Source organism: Kribbella sp. VKM Ac-2569, assembly GCF_004216905.1.
GTDB lineage: Bacteria > Actinomycetota > Actinomycetes > Propionibacteriales > Kribbellaceae > Kribbella.
The window spans coordinates 52,174-68,584 of sequence record NZ_SGXJ01000002.1; the positions used below are offsets into that span (position 1 = coordinate 52,174).

Genomic DNA, 16,411 nt, shown 5'->3' on the forward strand with positions numbered 1-16,411 from the left:
CCCAACAGTGCCGTAATCGCCACGACCTGACAATGGCCGTCCTCAGATGTCCTCGAGACGGCGGCGGACGAGGTCGCGTTCGGGTTCGGAGCCGGCCAGGGTGAGGGCCTGTTCGTAGGCGGTGATTGCCTCGGGCAAACGTCCGAGGCGCTGCAGCAGGTCGGCGCGGGCCAGCGCGAACGGGTGGTAGTCCTGGAGCCGGGGTTCGGCGGCCATCTCGTCGAGGAGTTCGAGGCCCGCCTCGGGGCCGTCGCGGAGCGCGATCGCCGCGGCGCGGTTCAGTGCGATCACCGGGGAAGGGTCGAGGTCCAGTAATACGTCGTACAGCTGGACGATCTGGGGCCAGTCGGTGCTCTCGAACTCGGAGGCCTCGTCGTGGACCGCGTTGATCGCGGCCTGGACGGCGTACGGTCCGGGCGGGCCGCCGGTGAGCGCGGTGACGACCAGTTCGCGGCCCTCGGCGATCATCTCGTGGTCCCAGCGGCTGCGGTCCTGGTCCTCGAGCAGGACGATCTCGCCGTCCGGACCGGTGCGGGCCTCGCGGCGGGCGTGGATCAGCAGCATCAGCGCGAGCAGGCCGGTGACCTCGCGCGCGTCGGGGAGCAGGCGGTGCAGGATCCGGGCCAGGCGGATCGCTTCCTCGGCCAGGTCCAGGCGTTGCAGGTACGGTCCGGAGCTGGCGGCGTACCCCTCGGTGAAGACCGAATAGACCACCTGCAGTACGCCGGGCAGTCGCTCCGGCAGCTCGTCCGGACCGGGGACGCGGAACGGGATCCGCGCCTCCCGGATCTTCTTCTTCGCACGGACGATCCGCTTCGCCATCGTCGCGGTCGGTACCAGGAACGCCCGCGCGACCTCCGGCGTCGTCAGCCCGGCGAGGCACCGCAGCGTCAGCGCTCCGCGGTCCTCGGCGGCCAGCGCCGGGTGGGTGCAGGTGAAGAACAACTGCAGCCGCTCGTCGGGCAGTTCGTCCCCGGTCGCCTGCGGCGTGGAGCGGTCCGCCTCGACCTGGAGGATCGCGAGTTTGGCGGCGTACACCTGGTCCCGGCGGAGCCGGTCGACCGCCTTGCGCCGGGCGGTGGTCATCAACCAGCCGCCCGGGTTCGGCGGTACGCCGTCGACCGGCCAGTGCGTGAGCGCCGCCTCGATCGCCTCCGACGTGACCTCCTCGGCCAGGTCGAGGTCCCCGAACCGCCGGGCTAGCGCTGCTAGCAAACGGCCGCGCTCCTCCCGGAAGACCGCCTCGACCTGCTCCATCAGAAGTCGGCGACCGGCCGGACGATCACCGAGCCGCCGCCGCGCGATCCCGGGCAACGCGCGGCCCAGTCGAGCGCGACATCCAGGTCCGGTACGTCGATCACGTAGAACCCGCCGAGCACCTCCCGGGTCTCCGCGAACGGCCCGTCGGTCACGGTCCGCTTGCCGTCGTTCGCGACCTCGACCCGAGTCGCAGTGACGAGGTCGGCCAGCGACTCGGACGCGACCACCACACCCGCGTCGGTGATCTCCTTGTCGAACCGCATCCAGTCCTCCGGCTCACACCCCACCGGCGTGTCCTGCAGGTCCAGCTCGCCGGCATTGATCAGCAACATGTACTTCACGTCGTACCTCCTGTCAGCGTGTCTACAGCATCACCACGAACGGGGTCGCCTCAGATGGACAGCGCTAAGGACAGGAAGTAGTCCTCTCCAGCTGGCTACCACCGCAGCAGCCAGGCGAGGAAGGGTCCCCCACCGCGGACTACTTCCTGTCGTTAGCGTCGTATCGGTGAGGATAGGGACATGAGCGTTCTACCTTCAGGTGAGCAGTGGGTCCTTCGCGGCGGCGGGTACGAGGGGACGGTGGTGAGTGTCGGCGGCGGACTCCGTGAGCTCACGTACGACGGGCGCCCGGTCCTGCTCGCGTACGGCGAGGACGAGGCGGCGCATGCCGGACTCGGCCAGCACCTGTTCCCGTGGCCGAACCGCATCACGGACGGGCAGTACACGTTCGAGGGCGTCGACCAGCAGCTCTACCTGACCGAGCCGGCCCGCCAGAACGCGATCCACGGCCTCACCCGCTGGGCGAACTGGCAGCGCATCGACGACGGGTCCGATCCGTCGACGGTGGTCGCCGGGCACCAACTGTTCGGCCAGCCCGGGTACCCGCACCAGCTCGAGCTACGCCTGACCTACCACCTCACCGACCGCCTGACCGTCACCGCCACGGCCACCAACATCGGCCGGACGTCAGCGCCGTACGGCTATGGAGCGCACCCCTACCTCAGCGTCGGCCGCCCGATCGACGACTGCATCCTCGAGTTCACCGCAGCGCAGCGCCTCGAGGTATCCGCGGACCGGATGGCCCCGACGGGCCTGACACCGGTCGACGGAACGCCGTACGACTTCCGCGACGCCCGGCTGATCGGCTCGACCTCGATCGACAACGCGTTCACCGGTCTGAATGGCGAGTGGTCGGTGTCGCTCACCGACCCGGACAGCGGCGCGAGGTCGGTACTGACGAGTGACACGCCGTGGATGCAGCTGTTCACCGGCGAGGCGGTCGGACGTACGGCGCTCGCGGTCGAGCCGATGACCTGCCCGCCAGACGCGTTCCGCACCGGTCAGGACCTCGTCGTACTCCAGCCCGGCGACTCACACGCAACTAGCTTTCAGGTATCCGTTTAGGACCGGCGCCGTGTTCGCGGGCGACCGCTGCCAGCTGCTTGGCGGCACGGCTCGCCCGCGCACCCTCGGCGGCCTGGACCGCGAGAATGCCGATCCGGTTGTCATCGGCATCGAACAGCTGCAGCCACGCGTCGCCCGGCCGGAACCGCAGCGCGGTGACCTCCGACCACTTCAGCGTGTACGACTTGAACACGTTCCGGATCCGCAGCCGATCCGCGTACGCCGTGACGCGCAGCGTCGTCATCCGGTACAGGATCCACAGAATCGCCCCGAAGAACGCCAGCAGGGTGAGCCGCTGGAACCAGTCGAACGACCCACGATCCTCCGGCGACAACCGGAACCAGATCACCCCGAACACGGCGATCAGCGACAACCCCATGCCCGCCGCCATACCCGCCACGATCCGCGGGTGGAACACGAACAAGCGGTCCCCTGGTTTCGTTCCGGACATGGCGGCGGCGGGTTTCAGATCCGGCAGGCGTGGATGTCGGTGGTGAGGATCGCGCGGGCGCCGACGTCCCAGAGCTGGTCCATCAGGCGTTGCGCCTCGGCCCGCTGGACCATGACGCGGACGGCGACCCAGCCCTGCCGGTGCAGCGGCGAGACGGTCGGTGACTCCAGGCCGGGCGCGACCGCGGTGGCGGCATCGACGTCCTCGGCGCGGATGTCGTAGTCCATCATCACGTACGTCCGCGCGATCAGGACGCCCTCGAGCCGGCGGACCAGCTGCTGCAGGCCGTTCGCCGGGACCTCGACACCGTGCCGCTTGATCAGCACCGCCTCGGACTGCAGGATCGGCTCCCCGAACACCTCGAGCCCCGCCTGGCGCAACGTCGTACCGGTCTCGACGACGTCCGCGATGACATCCGCGACGCCCAGCTGTACGGCCGACTCCACGGCACCCTCCAAGCGCACGACCGCAGCGTCGACACCGTTCTCGGCCAGGTGGTCCTGCAGTACGCCGGCGTACGACGTGGCGATCCGCTTCCCGGCGAGGTCCTTCACGGAGTCCGCGACCCCGGGCCGCCCGGCGAACCGGAACGTGGACGAGCCGAACCCGAGGCCCATGATCACGTCCGCGTCCGCGTGCGAGTCCAGCACCAGGTCGCGGCCGGAGATGCCGACGTCGAGCGTGCCGGCGCCGACGTACACGGCGATGTCACGCGGGCGGAGGTAGTAGAACTCGACCTCGTTGGCCGCGTCGGTGAGGGTGAGGTCCTTTGTGGTCCGGCGCTGCTTGTAGCCGGCTTCGACGAGCATCTCGGTGGCGGCTTCGCTCAGCGAGCCCTTGTTCGGTACTGCGACGCGCAGCATGGTGACTGCCCTTTCTGGGAGGTGTGAACCGGTGATCTGTGGGATGGGCTCCTACAGATGTCGGTACACGTCCTCGAGGTCCAGGCCGAGCGCGTGCATCATCACCTGGGCGTGGTACAGAAGCTGCGACAGCTCCTCCGCGGCCCGGTCCTTGCTCTCGTACTCGGCAGCCATCCAGGACTCGGCGGCCTCCTCGACCAGCTTCTTACCGATCGAGTGCACGCCGGCGTCCAGCGCCGCCACGGTCCCGGAACCTTCCGGCCGTGTCGCCGCCTTCTCACCCAGCTCGGCAAACAGCTCCTCAAAACTCTTCATCGCCCGCCCAGCCTACGGGTCCCGCCCGCGCGCTCCGTCCCCAGGTCCGCTACCCGGACTGCGTGAGCGCCTCGGAGAGTTGCCGCGGAGCCGAGTGTGCGTCGACGTACCAGTTGTGGCGCTCGGTGAGGAGGCGCTTGACCATCGCGTAGTCGGCGGTGTCGTCCGGGGTGCGGAGGTGGTACGGCGGTGGGTAGAAGGCGTCTCCCAGGAGGGCGACGCCGTCGGCGAGGACGATGACGGAGTCCGGGGCGTGATTTCCGCCGACGTGCCGCAGTACGACGTCGGTCGGGAGCGTGAGCGTGTCGTCGAAGGTCTGGTCCGGGAGAACGATCCGGAAGTCGGTCCAGTCGGGGACGGCGAGAGCGCGGGCGCGGAAGCTGGGGGCGAGCTTCGGGTTGGCCTCGACCTGGTCGTGGAGGTAGCGGTGGCTCCAGGGGCGGTCGGCCTCGGTTTTCAGCAGGTCGACGGCTGTGGAGTGGGCGAGCACGGTGACGTCGGGCCAGGCGCAGGCGCCCCAGGTGTGGTCCCAGTGGTGGTGGGTGTAGACGAGCCACTTCGGGGCGGGCAGGCCGGCCGCGCCAATCGCCGTACCGACGGCTCTTGCGTGCTCGGGGCTGTTGCCTGCGTCTACGAGGACGCTGCCGCGGTCGTCCGCGATCACGGCGACGGACGGGCGGATCGCGTCGGGATCGGGGTCGTGCGGGTAGATCCAGACCCGGCCGGCCAGGTGCTGCAGCATGTGGCCGACCATAGCTGGATGCAGAGTCCTCGGAGAGTTCGTGAACTGGGTGTTGTCGTCGGAACGCTGCCCACGGGGCCGCTCAACTCGATCACCGACGTACCTGGGGTGCGGGTCGGGCAGACGACAATCACCGGTGACGGACTGAACACCGGGGTGACGGCGATCGTCCCGGACGGCTGGGCGCAGACGCTGCCGGCCGCCGTTGCTGTTGGCAACGGGTACGGGAAGCTGGTCGGTTCGACGCAGGTGGACGAACTGGGCGTCATCGAAACCCCCATCCTGCTGACCGGGACGCTCAGCACGTTCCGCGTCGCCGACGCGTTGCTCACCTGGCTCCTCGACCGCGACCCACAAGCGACCAGCCTGAACCCGATCGTCGGCGAGACCAACGACGGCTACCTCTCCGACATCTGCCGCCGCCCAATCACCCCCGAGCACGTCCACGCCGCGCTGGACACCGCCTCGGCCGACCTCCCCGCCGAAGGCTGCGTGGGAGCCGGCACCGGCACCTGCGCACTCGGTTTCAAGGCAGGAATCGGCACAGCATCCCGTACCGGCGATCACACGGTGGGCGTTCTGGTGCAGGCGAACTTCTCCGGCCTGCTGACCGTCCTCGGGCGGCCGGTTCCCGCCCAACCGATCGATGCGGACGGCAACTCCTGCATGATCGTGGTCGCGACCGACCTCCCGCTCGACTCCCGGCAACTTGGGCGGCTCGCACGCCGAGCGATCTTCGCGATGGGCCGAGTCGGCTCCGACTACGCCCCCGGCAGCGGCGACTACGCGATCGCCTTCACCACCGCCCGTACGCCGAACTTCCCGGACCGCGACCTCCGCACACCGTTCCAAGCAGTCACCGAATCAGTAGAGGAAGCCCTCCTCAACTCCCTCACCATGGCCCGAACCACCACCGGCCCCCAAACCCACACCGCCCACGCCGTATCCCACGCCCTCATCGCGAAGCCTCAACTTTGAGAAGCCACCAACCACTTTCGTGGCCGAGATTTGGTTGGTGGGTTCTCAAAGACGGCGGAGGCGGTCAGGGTGCCGAAGGCGAGTAGTGCGGCGGCGGTCCGGATCAGATGCGCGAGCTGCCAACGATCGCGTACGGCGGCCCAGTCGGCCGGCGGGTTCTGCACCGACCACGCGGACTGGTCCGAGTTGATCGGCAGGTTGATCGCCAGCGTCGTCGCGAAGACGACGACGAGCAACGCGACCGCGACGAGCACCACCCTCCGATCGTTGCCCCGGGCCCAGATCGCCAGCACCACGGTGGTGACGATCGCCGGGATCAACGTCACCGAGGCGAGCCGGTCCAGCGAGTCCAGCTCAACCATCCGGACCTGCGTGTAAACCGACGCCCCGAACCCACGCAACGAGTTCTCCAGCACCAGCACACACACCAGGAACCCGGCAAAGACCCCGCTGAAGAGCAGGCTCAGTCCACGAACGACCCGGGACATCAGTACGCCACCCCAACCGGCTGGCAGACCGTCGCCGAAATATCTAGCGCCGCTAGCATCAGGTGCGCGACGTCCGCCCGCGAGATCGTGTACCCGCGCGCCACCGTGCCGCCGACCGCCGTCCGATAGGTCCCGGTCAGCGCCTTGTTCGTGAGTTTCGGCGGCCGCACGATCGTCCACTCCGTCGTACTGCTCATGATGTCCGCCTCCATCACCCGCAGATCGGCGTACACGTCCGCGGCGAACGCGTTGATCATCGGATAGAGCAGCCGCCGATTGAGGAAGCTCTCGTCCACCGGCACCGGCCCGAGCGGCGCGGCACTCACCGGGACAAAGCGCCGTACCCCGGCGGCTTCCATCGCCGCCAGCATGGACCGCGTGCTCTCCGACGCGACCGGCCCGTCCTTCCGCCCGCGGGCGCCTACCCCGGAGATCACTGCCTCGCTCCCGTCCACCGCGTCCCGCAGCGGCTCCGCCTCGGCCAGGCCGGGCACCCGGATCACCTCCAGCGCCGGGTGTTCCAGCTCGTACGCCGACGACGTACGCACCACTGCCGTCACCTTGTGCCCCGCATCGAGCGCCTGCCGTACGACGTGACCGCCGATCCCGCCCGTCGCCCCGAACACCGTGATCCTCATCCCGACCGCCTCCCTGAAATCTTCTCTGTGATTCATATAGTATGGAATCCGTAAGATACGGAACAGATACAGGGAGGTGACATGCGCCACCGTCGGCGGACCGGGAACGAGATCAAGGCGGCGCTCCGCGACCTGCGGATCCGGCTCGCCCTGCTCAACCACCAGGTCGGCGGCAAGCTGGCGCTGAAGGACGTCGACCTCGACTGCCTCGACGTACTCGCCCGCAGCGGCCCGCTGACGCCGAGCGCCCTGGCGCGTCAGGCCGGACTACACCCGGCGACGCTGACCGGCATTCTCGACCGGCTCGAACGCGCCGGCTGGATCGCCCGCGACCGCGCCGGGGCAGACCGCCGCAGTGTCACCATCCGCGCCCTGCCGGACCGCGGGATGGAGGTGTTCCGCCTGTACCAGCCGATGATCGGCGCGATGGACGACGTACTGGCCGGCTACACCGAGGCCGAACTCGACCTGATCGCCACGTTCCTGCGGCGAAGTGCCGAAGCGGGCGAGAAGGCCAACGACCAGTTGGCTCAGGAGTAGAGGTCTGACAGTGTGCGGCCGAGGTTCGCCAACTCGGTCCGCAACTCCGCGGGCTCCAGCACCTCGACCGCGTTCCCGAATCGGCAGAGGGAGGCGGCCGCGTTCGGGATCGACTCGATCGGGATCGTCACCACGACACTCCCGCCGGCGTCGGGTTCGGTGGCGGCGACGGCTTTGACGAGCGCCGGGTACGAGACGTCGTACATCTTCGCGGCCAACCGTGCGGACACCCGGACGACGGCCTCCGCGGTGTAGCGGACCTGGTCGAAGCCCTCCAAGTGCTCCTGCCAGAACCGTTGCAGCTCGAATCCGTCGTCCCGCTCGAACGTCTCCTGGGTGGGCGTCAGTTCGAGGATGTTGGAGACGCGGTACGTGCGCAGTCCGCCGGGGGTGGACGCCACGACGTACCAGCTGCCGTTCTTCAGCACGAGTCCGTACGGTTCGAGGACCCGCTCGACTTCGCGCGGTTCCTCCCAGCGGCGGTACAGGACCTTGATGCGACGGTCGTGGAGTACGGCGTCGGCGACGGCGGAGAGCTGTGGTGAGGCCTCGGCGTCCTGGTACCAGGCGGGCAGGTCGAGGTGGAAGCGGTTCTTCAACCGGCCGGCGCGGTCCCGCTGATCGGGCGCTAGCGCTGCTAGTAGTTTGAGTTCGGCCGCGCTCGTCTCCGCGGTCAGCCCGAGTGCGGCGGCCGCGCCCGGCATACCGACGAGGAAGAGCGCGGCGGCCTCCTGTTCGGTGAGGCCGGTCAGGCGGGTGCGGTAGCCCTCGACCAGGCGGTACCCGCCTGCTCGGCCTTGGTCGGCGTACACCGGGACTCCGGCTGCGGCGAGCGCCTCGACGTCGCGGTAGATCGTCCGCAGCGACACCTCGAGCTCGTCGGCGAGCTCGCGCGCGGTCAACTGCCGACGCGTCTGCAGCAACAGCAGGATCGACAGCAGCCGGCTCGAACGCATGCTCCGAGGTTAGCCGCAAACACTGCCAGCGGTTGTCAGGTTTCACTCGCAAGCTGGGCGGTATGACGACATGGACCAAGGTGACCGGCGACTTCGACTTCCTCAACGGGTACTTCGACGTCCACCACCGAACCCTGAAACAGGCCTTCGTGGGCTGCGACGAATGGCTCGAGGACGACGGAACGACGACTGCGCGCACGTACTTCGACGGGCAGATCAGCATCGACGAGATGCGGTTCCCGACGAAAGGGTCGTACGGGCTGTCGCTGCGCCTGTTCGACCCGGTGAGCGAGCAATGGAGCATCTGGTGGGTCAGCAGCGCCACGATGCAGCTGTACCCGCCGGTGCACGGCGGCTGGGCTGCCGACGGTTCACGTTGCCGGTTGGTCGGCGAGGACTCGCACGAAGGGCGGCCCATCCTTTGCAGCTACGAGTGGTCCGACATCACGTCGGACACCGCGCATTGGGAGCAGGCCTACTCCGACGACGGCGGCGAGACCTGGGAGACCAACTGGACCATGGACTTCACCCGGCGGCACACTCCCCCGCCCGCGCTCGACATACCGAAGCTCACCGACGACTTCGACTTCCTCGCCGGCCGCTGGTCCTTCCACAACCGCCGCCGGCGCCCGGTCCTCGGCGAGCCGTTCGAGTGGTACGAACACGACGCGACGATGGAAGCCACGACGTACTTCGACGGCGCGATCAGCTTCGACGAAGGCTGGTTCCCGAGCGAAGGGTTCCGCGGCGCGACGTTCCGCCTCTATAACCCCGAGGCCAAGAGCTGGTCCATCCACTGGATCAACAGCCAACGCGGCCGCCTCGAAACCCCCGTCATCGGTTCATTTGTGAACGGCACCGGCACCTTCGAAGGCCCGGACGTTTGGGACGGCCAACCCATCGACGTCCGCTTTCTCTGGACCCCCGGCACCGACAAAGCCGCCTGGGAACAAGCCTTCTCCACCGACCACGGCAAAACCTGGACCACCAACTGGCTGATGGAACACACCCGCACCGAATGACTCCGCGCTGTTTCGGCGATCAGCGTTCCTTCAGAAGAGCCGCAGCCACATCGTAGGTTCCACATTCTGCCGTGATCTCGGCCGTCGCTTGCGCCGCGGTGAAGAAGTCGTCGGCCAGCGGCGAGGTGCGCGATGCCGCCATCGCAAGGCACACCTGATCGGGCGGGAGTTCCGGGATGGGGACGTAGCTGATGTCCGGACGTGAGTAGAACACAGTCTCCGAACGCCCCACGAACGAGATGCCCCGGCCGGCTGCGACGTGCTCGAGCTTCTCCTCCACGCCGCGGACCCGGAGCCCGGAGTCGGACAGCGGGCGCCTGGTGGGCTGCGTGCTCGGGTCGGTATGCCAGACCAGCGGCTCACCGGCCAGGTCGGCCTCGGTGACCTCCTCCTTGCCGGCCAACCGGTGGCCTGCGGGCAGCACCACCATGAGCGGCTCGGTGTACAGCGGGGTCACGCGCAGGCCGGTCTCGTCGATGGGCAGCCGCACATAGCCGACGTCGATGCGGCCGTCGAGCAGCATCGAGGCCTGGTCGTCCCATTCGATCCGCTGCACGTCCACGACCACGTCCGGATGTCGGGCCTCGAACGCCTGGGCCGCCGGGATGACCGGGATGCCGGTCCGGAAACCGACCGCCAGTCGCCGGCTGCCGCGGGCAGCCACGGTCACCCGGCGGCGGACCGCGTCCGCGGAGGCGAGCAGCGGACCGGCGTCGGCCAGCAGTTGCCGGCCGGCGTCGGTCAGCACCACGCCGTGGCGATCCCTGATGAACAGCGAGGCGCCGAGATCCTGTTCCAGCACGCGGATCTGCCGACTGAGCACCGGCTGCGCGATATGCAGCTCTTCAGCGGCGCGGCCGAAGTGCAGCCCGTCGGCGACGGCGCGGAAGTAGCGCAGTTTGCGCAGATCCAGATCCATGGAACCTCCCGGTCTGGTGATGCCTCCAGGGTATCACCATGGCTGAAAGAGGTCTTGGAAAAACAGTGCGGCGCCTGACAGCCTTAAGAGGTAAATGAATTTTCAATATCAGCTCCAGAAAGCAGGCACACTATGAGTAGCGTCAGCATTATCGGCGTGGGAAATATGGCCAGTGCTTTGGCCGCCCGGGCGGTTGCCGGCGGCAACATTGTCGAGATCATCGGCCGCGACCCGGCCAAAACCAAGGAAGTGGCCGCCGCGCTCGGCGGCGCCACTGTCGGGACGGCCGGCACCGCCCCGGCCGGAGACATCGTCATCCTCGCCGTACCGTACGCCAGCGCGGCGGCGGTGGTCAGCGAGTACGGGGACGCACTGGCCGGCAAGGTCATCATCGACATCTCCAACACCTTCAACGCCGACGCCACCGGGCTGGTCACTCCTGATGGCACTTCCGGAGCGCAGGAGATCGCCAAGGCCGTCCCAGCGAGCGCGCACGTCGTGAAGGCGTTCAACACCGTCTTCGGTCACGTCCTGGCCCAGGGACGCCCGCTGGACGTGTTCTTCGCCGGAGATGACGCGCGGTCCAAAGCCACCGTGTCGGCGTTCATCGAGAGCCTCGGACTGCGTCCGCTCGATGTCGGCGGCCTGGAGATGGCCCGCTGGCTGGAAGGCGTGGGGCCGCTGCTGATGGGTCTGGCCCGTCATGGTGCGGGGACCTTCAACCTCGCCCTCGGAGTCGATCTCCGCGGCTGAGCGCCATTTCTCGCGCCACATCATTCACAAGGAGCAGTAGCGTGCGCGTTTTCGTCACTGGCGGGACCGGCCATACCGGTTCGTACATCATCCCCGAGCTCGTCGCCGCCGGACACGAGGTCACCGGCCTGGCCCGGTCGGACACGGCCGCGGCGGCGCTGTCCGCACTCGGCGCGAAGGTGCGTCGCGGCGACCTCGAGGATCTCGACGGGCTCAAGGAGGCGGCCGCGGATTCCGACGGCGTCATCCACGTCGCGCACCGGCAAGACCTGCTTCCGTCCGGCGGGCTCGACGCCGTGGCCGCCGCGGAACTCCCGATCATGCTCGCGTACGGCGAGGCACTCGCGGGAACCGGCAAGCCGCTGGTCGCGGCGGGGAGCATTGGCTCGCCCGGGAACCTGGGCCGGCCGGCCACCGAGGAGGACCCGGCCCTTCCCGGCGGCGATGAGTACAAGGGCACCCTGCGGGTTCGTAACGTCGTGGAATCCGCCGTAGTCGGCCTCGCCGACCGCGGAGTGCGGTCTTCGGTCGTGCGGATTGCCAACATCGCGCACAGCACGACCGATCGTGTCGGCTTCCTCGTGCAGCTGATCGCGCTCGCGAAAGAGAAGGGCTTCGCCGGCTACCCCGGAGACGGCGCGAACCTGTGGAACGCCGTGCACGTCCGCGATGTCGCCTCCTTGTTCCGCTTGGCGCTGGAGGAGGGGCCGGCCGGCAAATACTGGCACGCGGTTCGGGACGGGGGCGTCCCGCTCCGCGAGATCGCCGAGGCCATCGGCAGCCGCCTGGGTCTGCCCGCCGTGAGCATTCCCTTGGACGAACTGATGGTGCCGGGATACTTCGGGTTCCTCGCGAACGTAGTCACGCAGAACTACCCGGCGTCCAACCTCATCACCCGCCGGACCCTCGGCTGGGAACCCGCTCAGCCCGGCCTGCTCGCCGATCTGGACAACGGCCACTACTTCTGACGACTACACCTTCAGTTGGCGGACGGCGGCCAGGGTTGAGAGGGCGGCTTGGGTCGCTTCGTAGCCTTTGTCTTCGCGGCTGTCGGGGAGGCCGGCTCGGTCGAGGGCCTGGGGGTCGTTGTCGCAGGTGAGTACGCCGAAGCCGATCGGGACGCCGGTGGTGACGCCGACCTGCATGAGGCCGTCCGTCGCGGCCTGGCAGACGTATTCGAAGTGGGGAGTATCGCCCCGGATCACCACGCCGAGTGCGACCACCGCGTCGTACCCGGACTTCGCCGCATGCAACGACGCGACCGGGAGCTCGAACGAGCCGGGGACGCGGATGACGGTGTGGTCGGTGACGCCGGAGTCCTCCAGCGCGCGGAGGGCTCCGGCGAGCAGGCCGTCGGTGACCTTCGGGTGCCACTGGGCGGCGACGATCGCGACCCGGGCGTCTTCCACGCGGGTTACCTCGATGGTGGGTGCTCCACTGCCCGACATCAGCCGGCTCCGTTCTCTTCGGTCAGCAGGCCGCCCGGCAGGTGATGGCCCATTCGATCGCGCTTGGTGCGCAGGTACCGCAGGTTGTGCTCGGTCGGGTCGATGGAGATGCCCCGGCGCTCGACCACATCGATGCCGTACCCCTGCACGCCCGCGAGCTTGTCGGGGTTGTTGGTCAGCAACCGCACTTCCTTCACGCCCAGGTCGGCCAGGATCTGCGCACCGGTCCCGTAGTCGCGCGCATCCGCCGGCAACCCGAGGTCCAGGTTCGCGTCCACCGTGTCCCGGCCGGCGTCCTGCAGCTCGTACGCCTGCAGCTTGTGCAGCAGCCCGATCCCGCGCCCCTCATGACCGCGCAGGTACACCACGACACCGCCCTCGGCCGCGACCTGCCGCATCGCCTCGTCCAGCTGCGGCCCGCAATCACAGCGCAGCGACCCGAACACATCACCGGTCAGGCACTCCGAGTGCAGGCGCACCAGCGTCGGCCCGTTCCCGATCTCGCCGCGCACCAGTGCGAGCTGCTCCGACCCGTCCACCGTGTTGCGGTAGCCGTGGGCAACGAAATCGCCGTACTGCGTCGGCAGCAAAGTGGTCGCGACCCGCTGGATCTGGGACTCGGTACGGCGCCGGTACCGGATCAGGTCGTCGATCGACACCAGGACCAGCCCGTGCTCGTCCGCGAACGTCCGCAGTTCGAGCCCGCGCTTCATCGTCCCGTCGTCGTTCACCAACTCCGAGATCACCGCAGCCGGCGTCAACCCGGCCATCCGCGCCAGGTCGATCGACGCCTCGGTGTGCCCGGGGCGGACCAGTACGCCGCCCTCGCGACCGCGCAACGGGAACACGTGCCCCGGCTGGACAAGGTCGTACGACTCCGAGGCCGAGTCGGTCAGCACCCGGATCGTCCGCGCCCGATCAACAGCCGAGATCCCGGTCGCGATGCCGTCGCGGGCATCGACCGAAATCGTGTACGCCGTGCGCATCTTCTCCCGGTTGTGCGGCGTCATCAACGGGATCCCGAGCCGGTCGAGCTCCGAGCCCTCCATCGGCACGCACACCACACCGGAGCTGTACCGGATCAGGAACGCCAGCAGCTCCGGCGTCGCCTTGGACGCGGCGAAGATCAGGTCGCCCTCGTTCTCGCGGTCCTCGTCGTCGACCACGATCACCGGCCGGCCGGCGCGGATCTCGTCGATCGCGTGCTCGATCGTGTCGAGCTTCAGCACGTCACCCATCTAACCCACCACCACAGGCTCAGGAGCTTGGACCCGCTCACGGTTCTGGATCTTCCACCACGACACGAACCCGACGACGCAGAACAGCCCGTACACGATGTACATCGTCGCCGACGGGTAGAACTTCGCCTGCACCAGCAGCGGTACGCCGACCACGTCGACGGCGATCCAGATCAGCCAGAACTCGACGAAGCCACGCGCCATCCCGTACGTCGCCAGGATCGACCCGGTGAGGATCCACGCGTCCCACTGCGGGCCCCACGATCCGAGCTCGCGCAGAACGAAGTACGAGATCGCGTACAGGACCACCGCGATGCCGCCGAGCTCGAGCCGCTCGCGGGCGGTCGCCCAACGCGGCTGCACGCCCGTGGCGGCGCCGCCGTGGCGGGTCTGGTACCAGCGGTACCAGCCGTAGAGGCTGACAATCGCGAAGAACACCTGGCGGCCGGCCTGGCCCCAGAGGTCCTTGTCCTGCGGGGTGTCGAAGATCCCGCCGACGAAGACCGTGAACAGCAAAACGTTGCCGACGATGCCGACCGGCCACGCCGACACCAGCCGGCGCATACCGAACAGCGCGCTGGCCAGACCGAACACGTTGCCGACGATCTCCCGGACCAGGACCTCCGACCCGGCGATCGTCACCGTGGAGTGCAACAGCCAGTCGATCGGGTTCACCGCACGCCTCCGTTGTCCTTCACATTGCCTGCCGTAAGAAGTCTTTCCACGTACTTCGCGATCACGTCGACCTCGAGGTTGACGGTGTCGCCCACCTTGTTCGCACCCAGCACGGTCAGCTCCAGCGTGGTCGGGATCAGGCTGACCCCGAACGTCCCGGACGCGTCGTCGACGTCGGTCACGGTCAGCGAGACGCCGTCGATCGCGATCGAGCCCTTCTCGGCGACGTACTTGAGGATCTCGGGTGCGGTCGCGATCCGGACGTCTTCCCAATGCTCGCCGGGGGTCCGCGCCGCGATCGTGCCGGTGCCGTCGACGTGGCCCTGGACGATGTGCCCGCCGAGCCGCTCGTGCGCCGCGACGGCCCGCTCGAGGTTGACCGGCGAGCCCTTCTGCAGACCGCCGAGGCTGGTCCGCTGCAGCGACTCGCGCATCACGTCCGCGGTGAACGCGCCGCCGCCGTACTCCACCACTGTCAGGCAACAGCCGTTGACCGCGATCGAGTCGCCGTAGCCGGCGTCCTCGGTCACCTTCGGGCCGCGGATGGTGAGCCGCGCGGCGTCGCCGTCGAGCAGGTCCAGGGACTCGACGGTGCCGAGTTCTTCGATGATGCCGGTGAACATCTACTTTCCTCCCAGAGGAACCAGGGTCAGCCGGACGTCGTCGCCGAGGCGGGTGACGTCCGCTAGCTTGAACCGCCGCAGGTGGTCGATCGATTCCGCGCCGAGGTCGCCGACCGCGCCGTACCCGGATCCGAGCACGGCCGGAGCGACGTACGCGACGATCTGGTCGACGAGCCCGGCGCGCAGGAACGCGGCGGCCAGGGTCGGTCCGCCTTCGAGCCAGAGGTGCCGGATCTGCCGGTCGTCCAGCTGCCGGAGCACCTCGGCGGGATCGTGGGTCGGCAGCAGCAATGTCTCCGCGCGGTCGTTGCGGACCCGCGCGGTGGGTGGGATCTCACGGTCGCCGACGACCACCCGCAGCGGCTGCCGCGCCGCGGGTACGTCGTTCTCGTCGCGGACCGTCAGCTCGGGGTCGTCGTCCAGCACCGTCTGGGTGCCGACGGCAATCGCATCGCACTCGGCCCGCTGCCGGTGGACGTCGGCGCGCGCGATCGGCCCGGTGATCCACTTACTGGTCCCGTCCGGGGCCGCGGACCGTCCGTCGAGCGTGGTCGCAAACTTCCAGGTGACGAACGGCCGGCCCACTCGGACGCTGTGCAACCAGACGTGGTTGACCGCCTCGGCCTCCGTCTGCAGAACGCCCCGTACGACGTCGATGTTCTTGTTCCGCAGCTTGTCGGCGCCGCCGGAAGCGGTCCGGTTCGGATCGGGTACGGCGTACACGACCCGCGCGACCTCGGCCTCGATCAGGGCGTCCGCGCACGGACCGGTCCGGCCGGTGTGGTTGCACGGTTCGAGCGTGACGTACGCCGTACCGCCACGGGCTCGTGCCCCGGCCATCCGGAGCGCCTCGACTTCGGCATGCGGGCCGCCGGCAACGGCATGGAAGCCCTCGCCCACCGGATGCCCGTCGCGGCCGGTGATCACACACCCAACCACCGGGTTCGGATGAGTGCTGCCGGTACCTTTCGCAGCCAACTCGACAGCACGCCGCATCCAGGCGATGTCGATCGGCGACGCGTCGTTCACTACTCGGGCCCCTCGTCGTCACGGACGCACTCCGGGGCCTCGACCGGCACGTCTGCTCCGTCGCCCT

Annotated in this window: 21 protein-coding genes; 6 read left to right on the forward strand and 15 right to left on the reverse strand. The window is 68.7% G+C overall.

The window, feature by feature from the left end; all coding sequences use genetic code 11:
• Positions 1–42: 42 nt before the first annotated feature.
• Positions 43–1,257 (reverse strand): RNA polymerase sigma factor, encoded by a 1,215-nt coding sequence (locus EV649_RS13150; protein WP_130383732.1) that lies wholly within the window; start codon positions 1,255–1,257, stop codon positions 43–45.
• Complete coding sequence (locus EV649_RS13155) at positions 1,257–1,592, reverse strand: YciI family protein (RefSeq protein ID WP_241998420.1); 336 nt, start codon at positions 1,590–1,592, stop codon at positions 1,257–1,259. The genes EV649_RS13150 and EV649_RS13155 overlap by 1 nt, the downstream gene beginning before the upstream one ends.
• A gap of 189 nt (positions 1,593–1,781) precedes the next feature.
• Here EV649_RS13155 and EV649_RS13160 point away from each other — a divergent pair, with 189 nt between their 5' ends.
• Complete coding sequence (locus EV649_RS13160) at positions 1,782–2,666, forward strand: aldose 1-epimerase family protein (RefSeq protein ID WP_130383734.1); 885 nt, start codon at positions 1,782–1,784, stop codon at positions 2,664–2,666.
• Here the strand turns inward: EV649_RS13160 and EV649_RS13165 are convergent.
• The 4 genes from EV649_RS13165 to EV649_RS13180 are packed head-to-tail and all read right to left on the reverse strand — an operon-like array spanning position 2,644 to position 5,037.
• Positions 2,644–3,084 (reverse strand): PH domain-containing protein, encoded by a 441-nt coding sequence (locus EV649_RS13165; RefSeq protein ID WP_241998421.1) that lies wholly within the window; start codon positions 3,082–3,084, stop codon positions 2,644–2,646. The two genes, EV649_RS13160 and EV649_RS13165, sit on opposite strands and share 23 nt — an antisense overlap.
• A gap of 47 nt (positions 3,085–3,131) precedes the next feature.
• The gene (gene hisG, locus EV649_RS13170; protein WP_130383736.1) at positions 3,132–3,980 is read right to left on the reverse strand and encodes an ATP phosphoribosyltransferase; all 849 of its coding nucleotides are present in this window, start codon (positions 3,978–3,980) and stop codon (positions 3,132–3,134) included.
• A gap of 51 nt (positions 3,981–4,031) precedes the next feature.
• Complete coding sequence (locus tag EV649_RS13175) at positions 4,032–4,295, reverse strand: phosphoribosyl-ATP diphosphatase (protein ID WP_130383737.1); 264 nt, start codon at positions 4,293–4,295, stop codon at positions 4,032–4,034.
• Between the two features lie 49 nt (positions 4,296–4,344).
• Positions 4,345–5,037, reverse strand: a complete 693-nt coding sequence (locus EV649_RS13180; RefSeq protein WP_241998152.1) for an MBL fold metallo-hydrolase — start codon at positions 5,035–5,037, stop codon at positions 4,345–4,347.
• A gap of 18 nt (positions 5,038–5,055) precedes the next feature.
• On the opposite strand from EV649_RS13180, the gene EV649_RS13185 reads away from it, so the two are divergent.
• Positions 5,056–6,015, forward strand: a complete 960-nt coding sequence (locus EV649_RS13185) for a P1 family peptidase (RefSeq protein ID WP_130383739.1) — start codon at positions 5,056–5,058, stop codon at positions 6,013–6,015.
• Here EV649_RS13185 and EV649_RS13190 read toward each other — a convergent pair.
• The gene (locus tag EV649_RS13190; RefSeq protein ID WP_130383740.1) at positions 6,006–6,503 is read right to left on the reverse strand and encodes an anthrone oxygenase family protein; all 498 of its coding nucleotides are present in this window, start codon (positions 6,501–6,503) and stop codon (positions 6,006–6,008) included. The genes EV649_RS13185 and EV649_RS13190 overlap by 10 nt on opposite strands.
• Positions 6,503–7,141, reverse strand: coding sequence for an NAD(P)-binding oxidoreductase (locus tag EV649_RS13195; protein ID WP_130383741.1), 639 nt, complete (start codon positions 7,139–7,141; stop codon positions 6,503–6,505). The genes EV649_RS13190 and EV649_RS13195 overlap by 1 nt, the downstream gene beginning before the upstream one ends.
• Before the next feature lie 81 nt (positions 7,142–7,222).
• On the opposite strand from EV649_RS13195, the gene EV649_RS13200 reads away from it, so the two are divergent.
• A complete protein-coding gene (locus EV649_RS13200; RefSeq protein ID WP_130383742.1) occupies positions 7,223–7,681 on the forward strand; it encodes a MarR family transcriptional regulator in 459 nt (152 codons plus the stop codon).
• Here EV649_RS13200 and EV649_RS13205 read toward each other — a convergent pair.
• Positions 7,672–8,637, reverse strand: coding sequence for a WYL domain-containing protein (locus EV649_RS13205; RefSeq protein ID WP_130383743.1), 966 nt, complete (start codon positions 8,635–8,637; stop codon positions 7,672–7,674). The two genes, EV649_RS13200 and EV649_RS13205, sit on opposite strands and share 10 nt — an antisense overlap.
• A 62-nt stretch (positions 8,638–8,699) precedes the next feature.
• Between EV649_RS13205 and EV649_RS41120 the strand changes: the two genes are divergently transcribed.
• Positions 8,700–9,659 (forward strand): hypothetical protein, encoded by a 960-nt coding sequence (locus EV649_RS41120; RefSeq protein WP_198682489.1) that lies wholly within the window; start codon positions 8,700–8,702, stop codon positions 9,657–9,659.
• 19 nt (positions 9,660–9,678) lie between these two features.
• Here EV649_RS41120 and EV649_RS13215 read toward each other — a convergent pair whose 3' ends face one another.
• Positions 9,679–10,578, reverse strand: coding sequence for a LysR substrate-binding domain-containing protein (locus EV649_RS13215; protein WP_130383744.1), 900 nt, complete (start codon positions 10,576–10,578; stop codon positions 9,679–9,681).
• 132 nt (positions 10,579–10,710) lie between these two features.
• On the opposite strand from EV649_RS13215, the gene EV649_RS13220 reads away from it, so the two are divergent.
• Entirely contained in the window at positions 10,711–11,331 is a 621-nt protein-coding gene (locus EV649_RS13220; RefSeq protein ID WP_130383745.1) for an NAD(P)-binding domain-containing protein, read from the forward strand.
• A 41-nt stretch (positions 11,332–11,372) separates the two neighbouring features.
• Positions 11,373–12,299: an SDR family oxidoreductase gene (locus EV649_RS13225; RefSeq protein WP_130383746.1), complete on the forward strand. Its 927-nt coding sequence runs from the start codon at positions 11,373–11,375 to the stop codon at positions 12,297–12,299.
• 3 nt (positions 12,300–12,302) lie between these two features.
• Here the strand turns inward: EV649_RS13225 and ribH are convergent, their stop codons facing one another.
• Genes ribH through ribD form a run of 5 tightly spaced genes read right to left on the reverse strand, consistent with a single transcriptional unit; the run spans position 12,303 to position 16,344 of the window.
• A complete protein-coding gene (gene ribH / locus EV649_RS13230; RefSeq protein WP_130383747.1) occupies positions 12,303–12,779 on the reverse strand; it encodes a 6,7-dimethyl-8-ribityllumazine synthase in 477 nt (158 codons plus the stop codon).
• Positions 12,779–14,017, reverse strand: coding sequence for a bifunctional 3,4-dihydroxy-2-butanone-4-phosphate synthase/GTP cyclohydrolase II (locus EV649_RS13235; RefSeq protein WP_130383748.1), 1,239 nt, complete (start codon positions 14,015–14,017; stop codon positions 12,779–12,781). The genes ribH and EV649_RS13235 overlap by 1 nt, the downstream gene beginning before the upstream one ends.
• Positions 14,018–14,692, reverse strand: a complete 675-nt coding sequence (gene pnuC / locus EV649_RS13240) for a nicotinamide riboside transporter PnuC (RefSeq protein ID WP_130383749.1) — start codon at positions 14,690–14,692, stop codon at positions 14,018–14,020.
• Positions 14,689–15,315: a riboflavin synthase gene (locus tag EV649_RS13245; protein ID WP_130383750.1), complete on the reverse strand. Its 627-nt coding sequence runs from the start codon at positions 15,313–15,315 to the stop codon at positions 14,689–14,691. Before EV649_RS13245 ends, pnuC begins: the two co-directional genes overlap by 4 nt.
• The gene (gene ribD, locus EV649_RS13250) at positions 15,316–16,344 is read right to left on the reverse strand and encodes a bifunctional diaminohydroxyphosphoribosylaminopyrimidine deaminase/5-amino-6-(5-phosphoribosylamino)uracil reductase RibD (RefSeq protein ID WP_198682490.1); all 1,029 of its coding nucleotides are present in this window, start codon (positions 16,342–16,344) and stop codon (positions 15,316–15,318) included.
• Between the last annotated feature and the right edge of the window lie 67 nt (positions 16,345–16,411).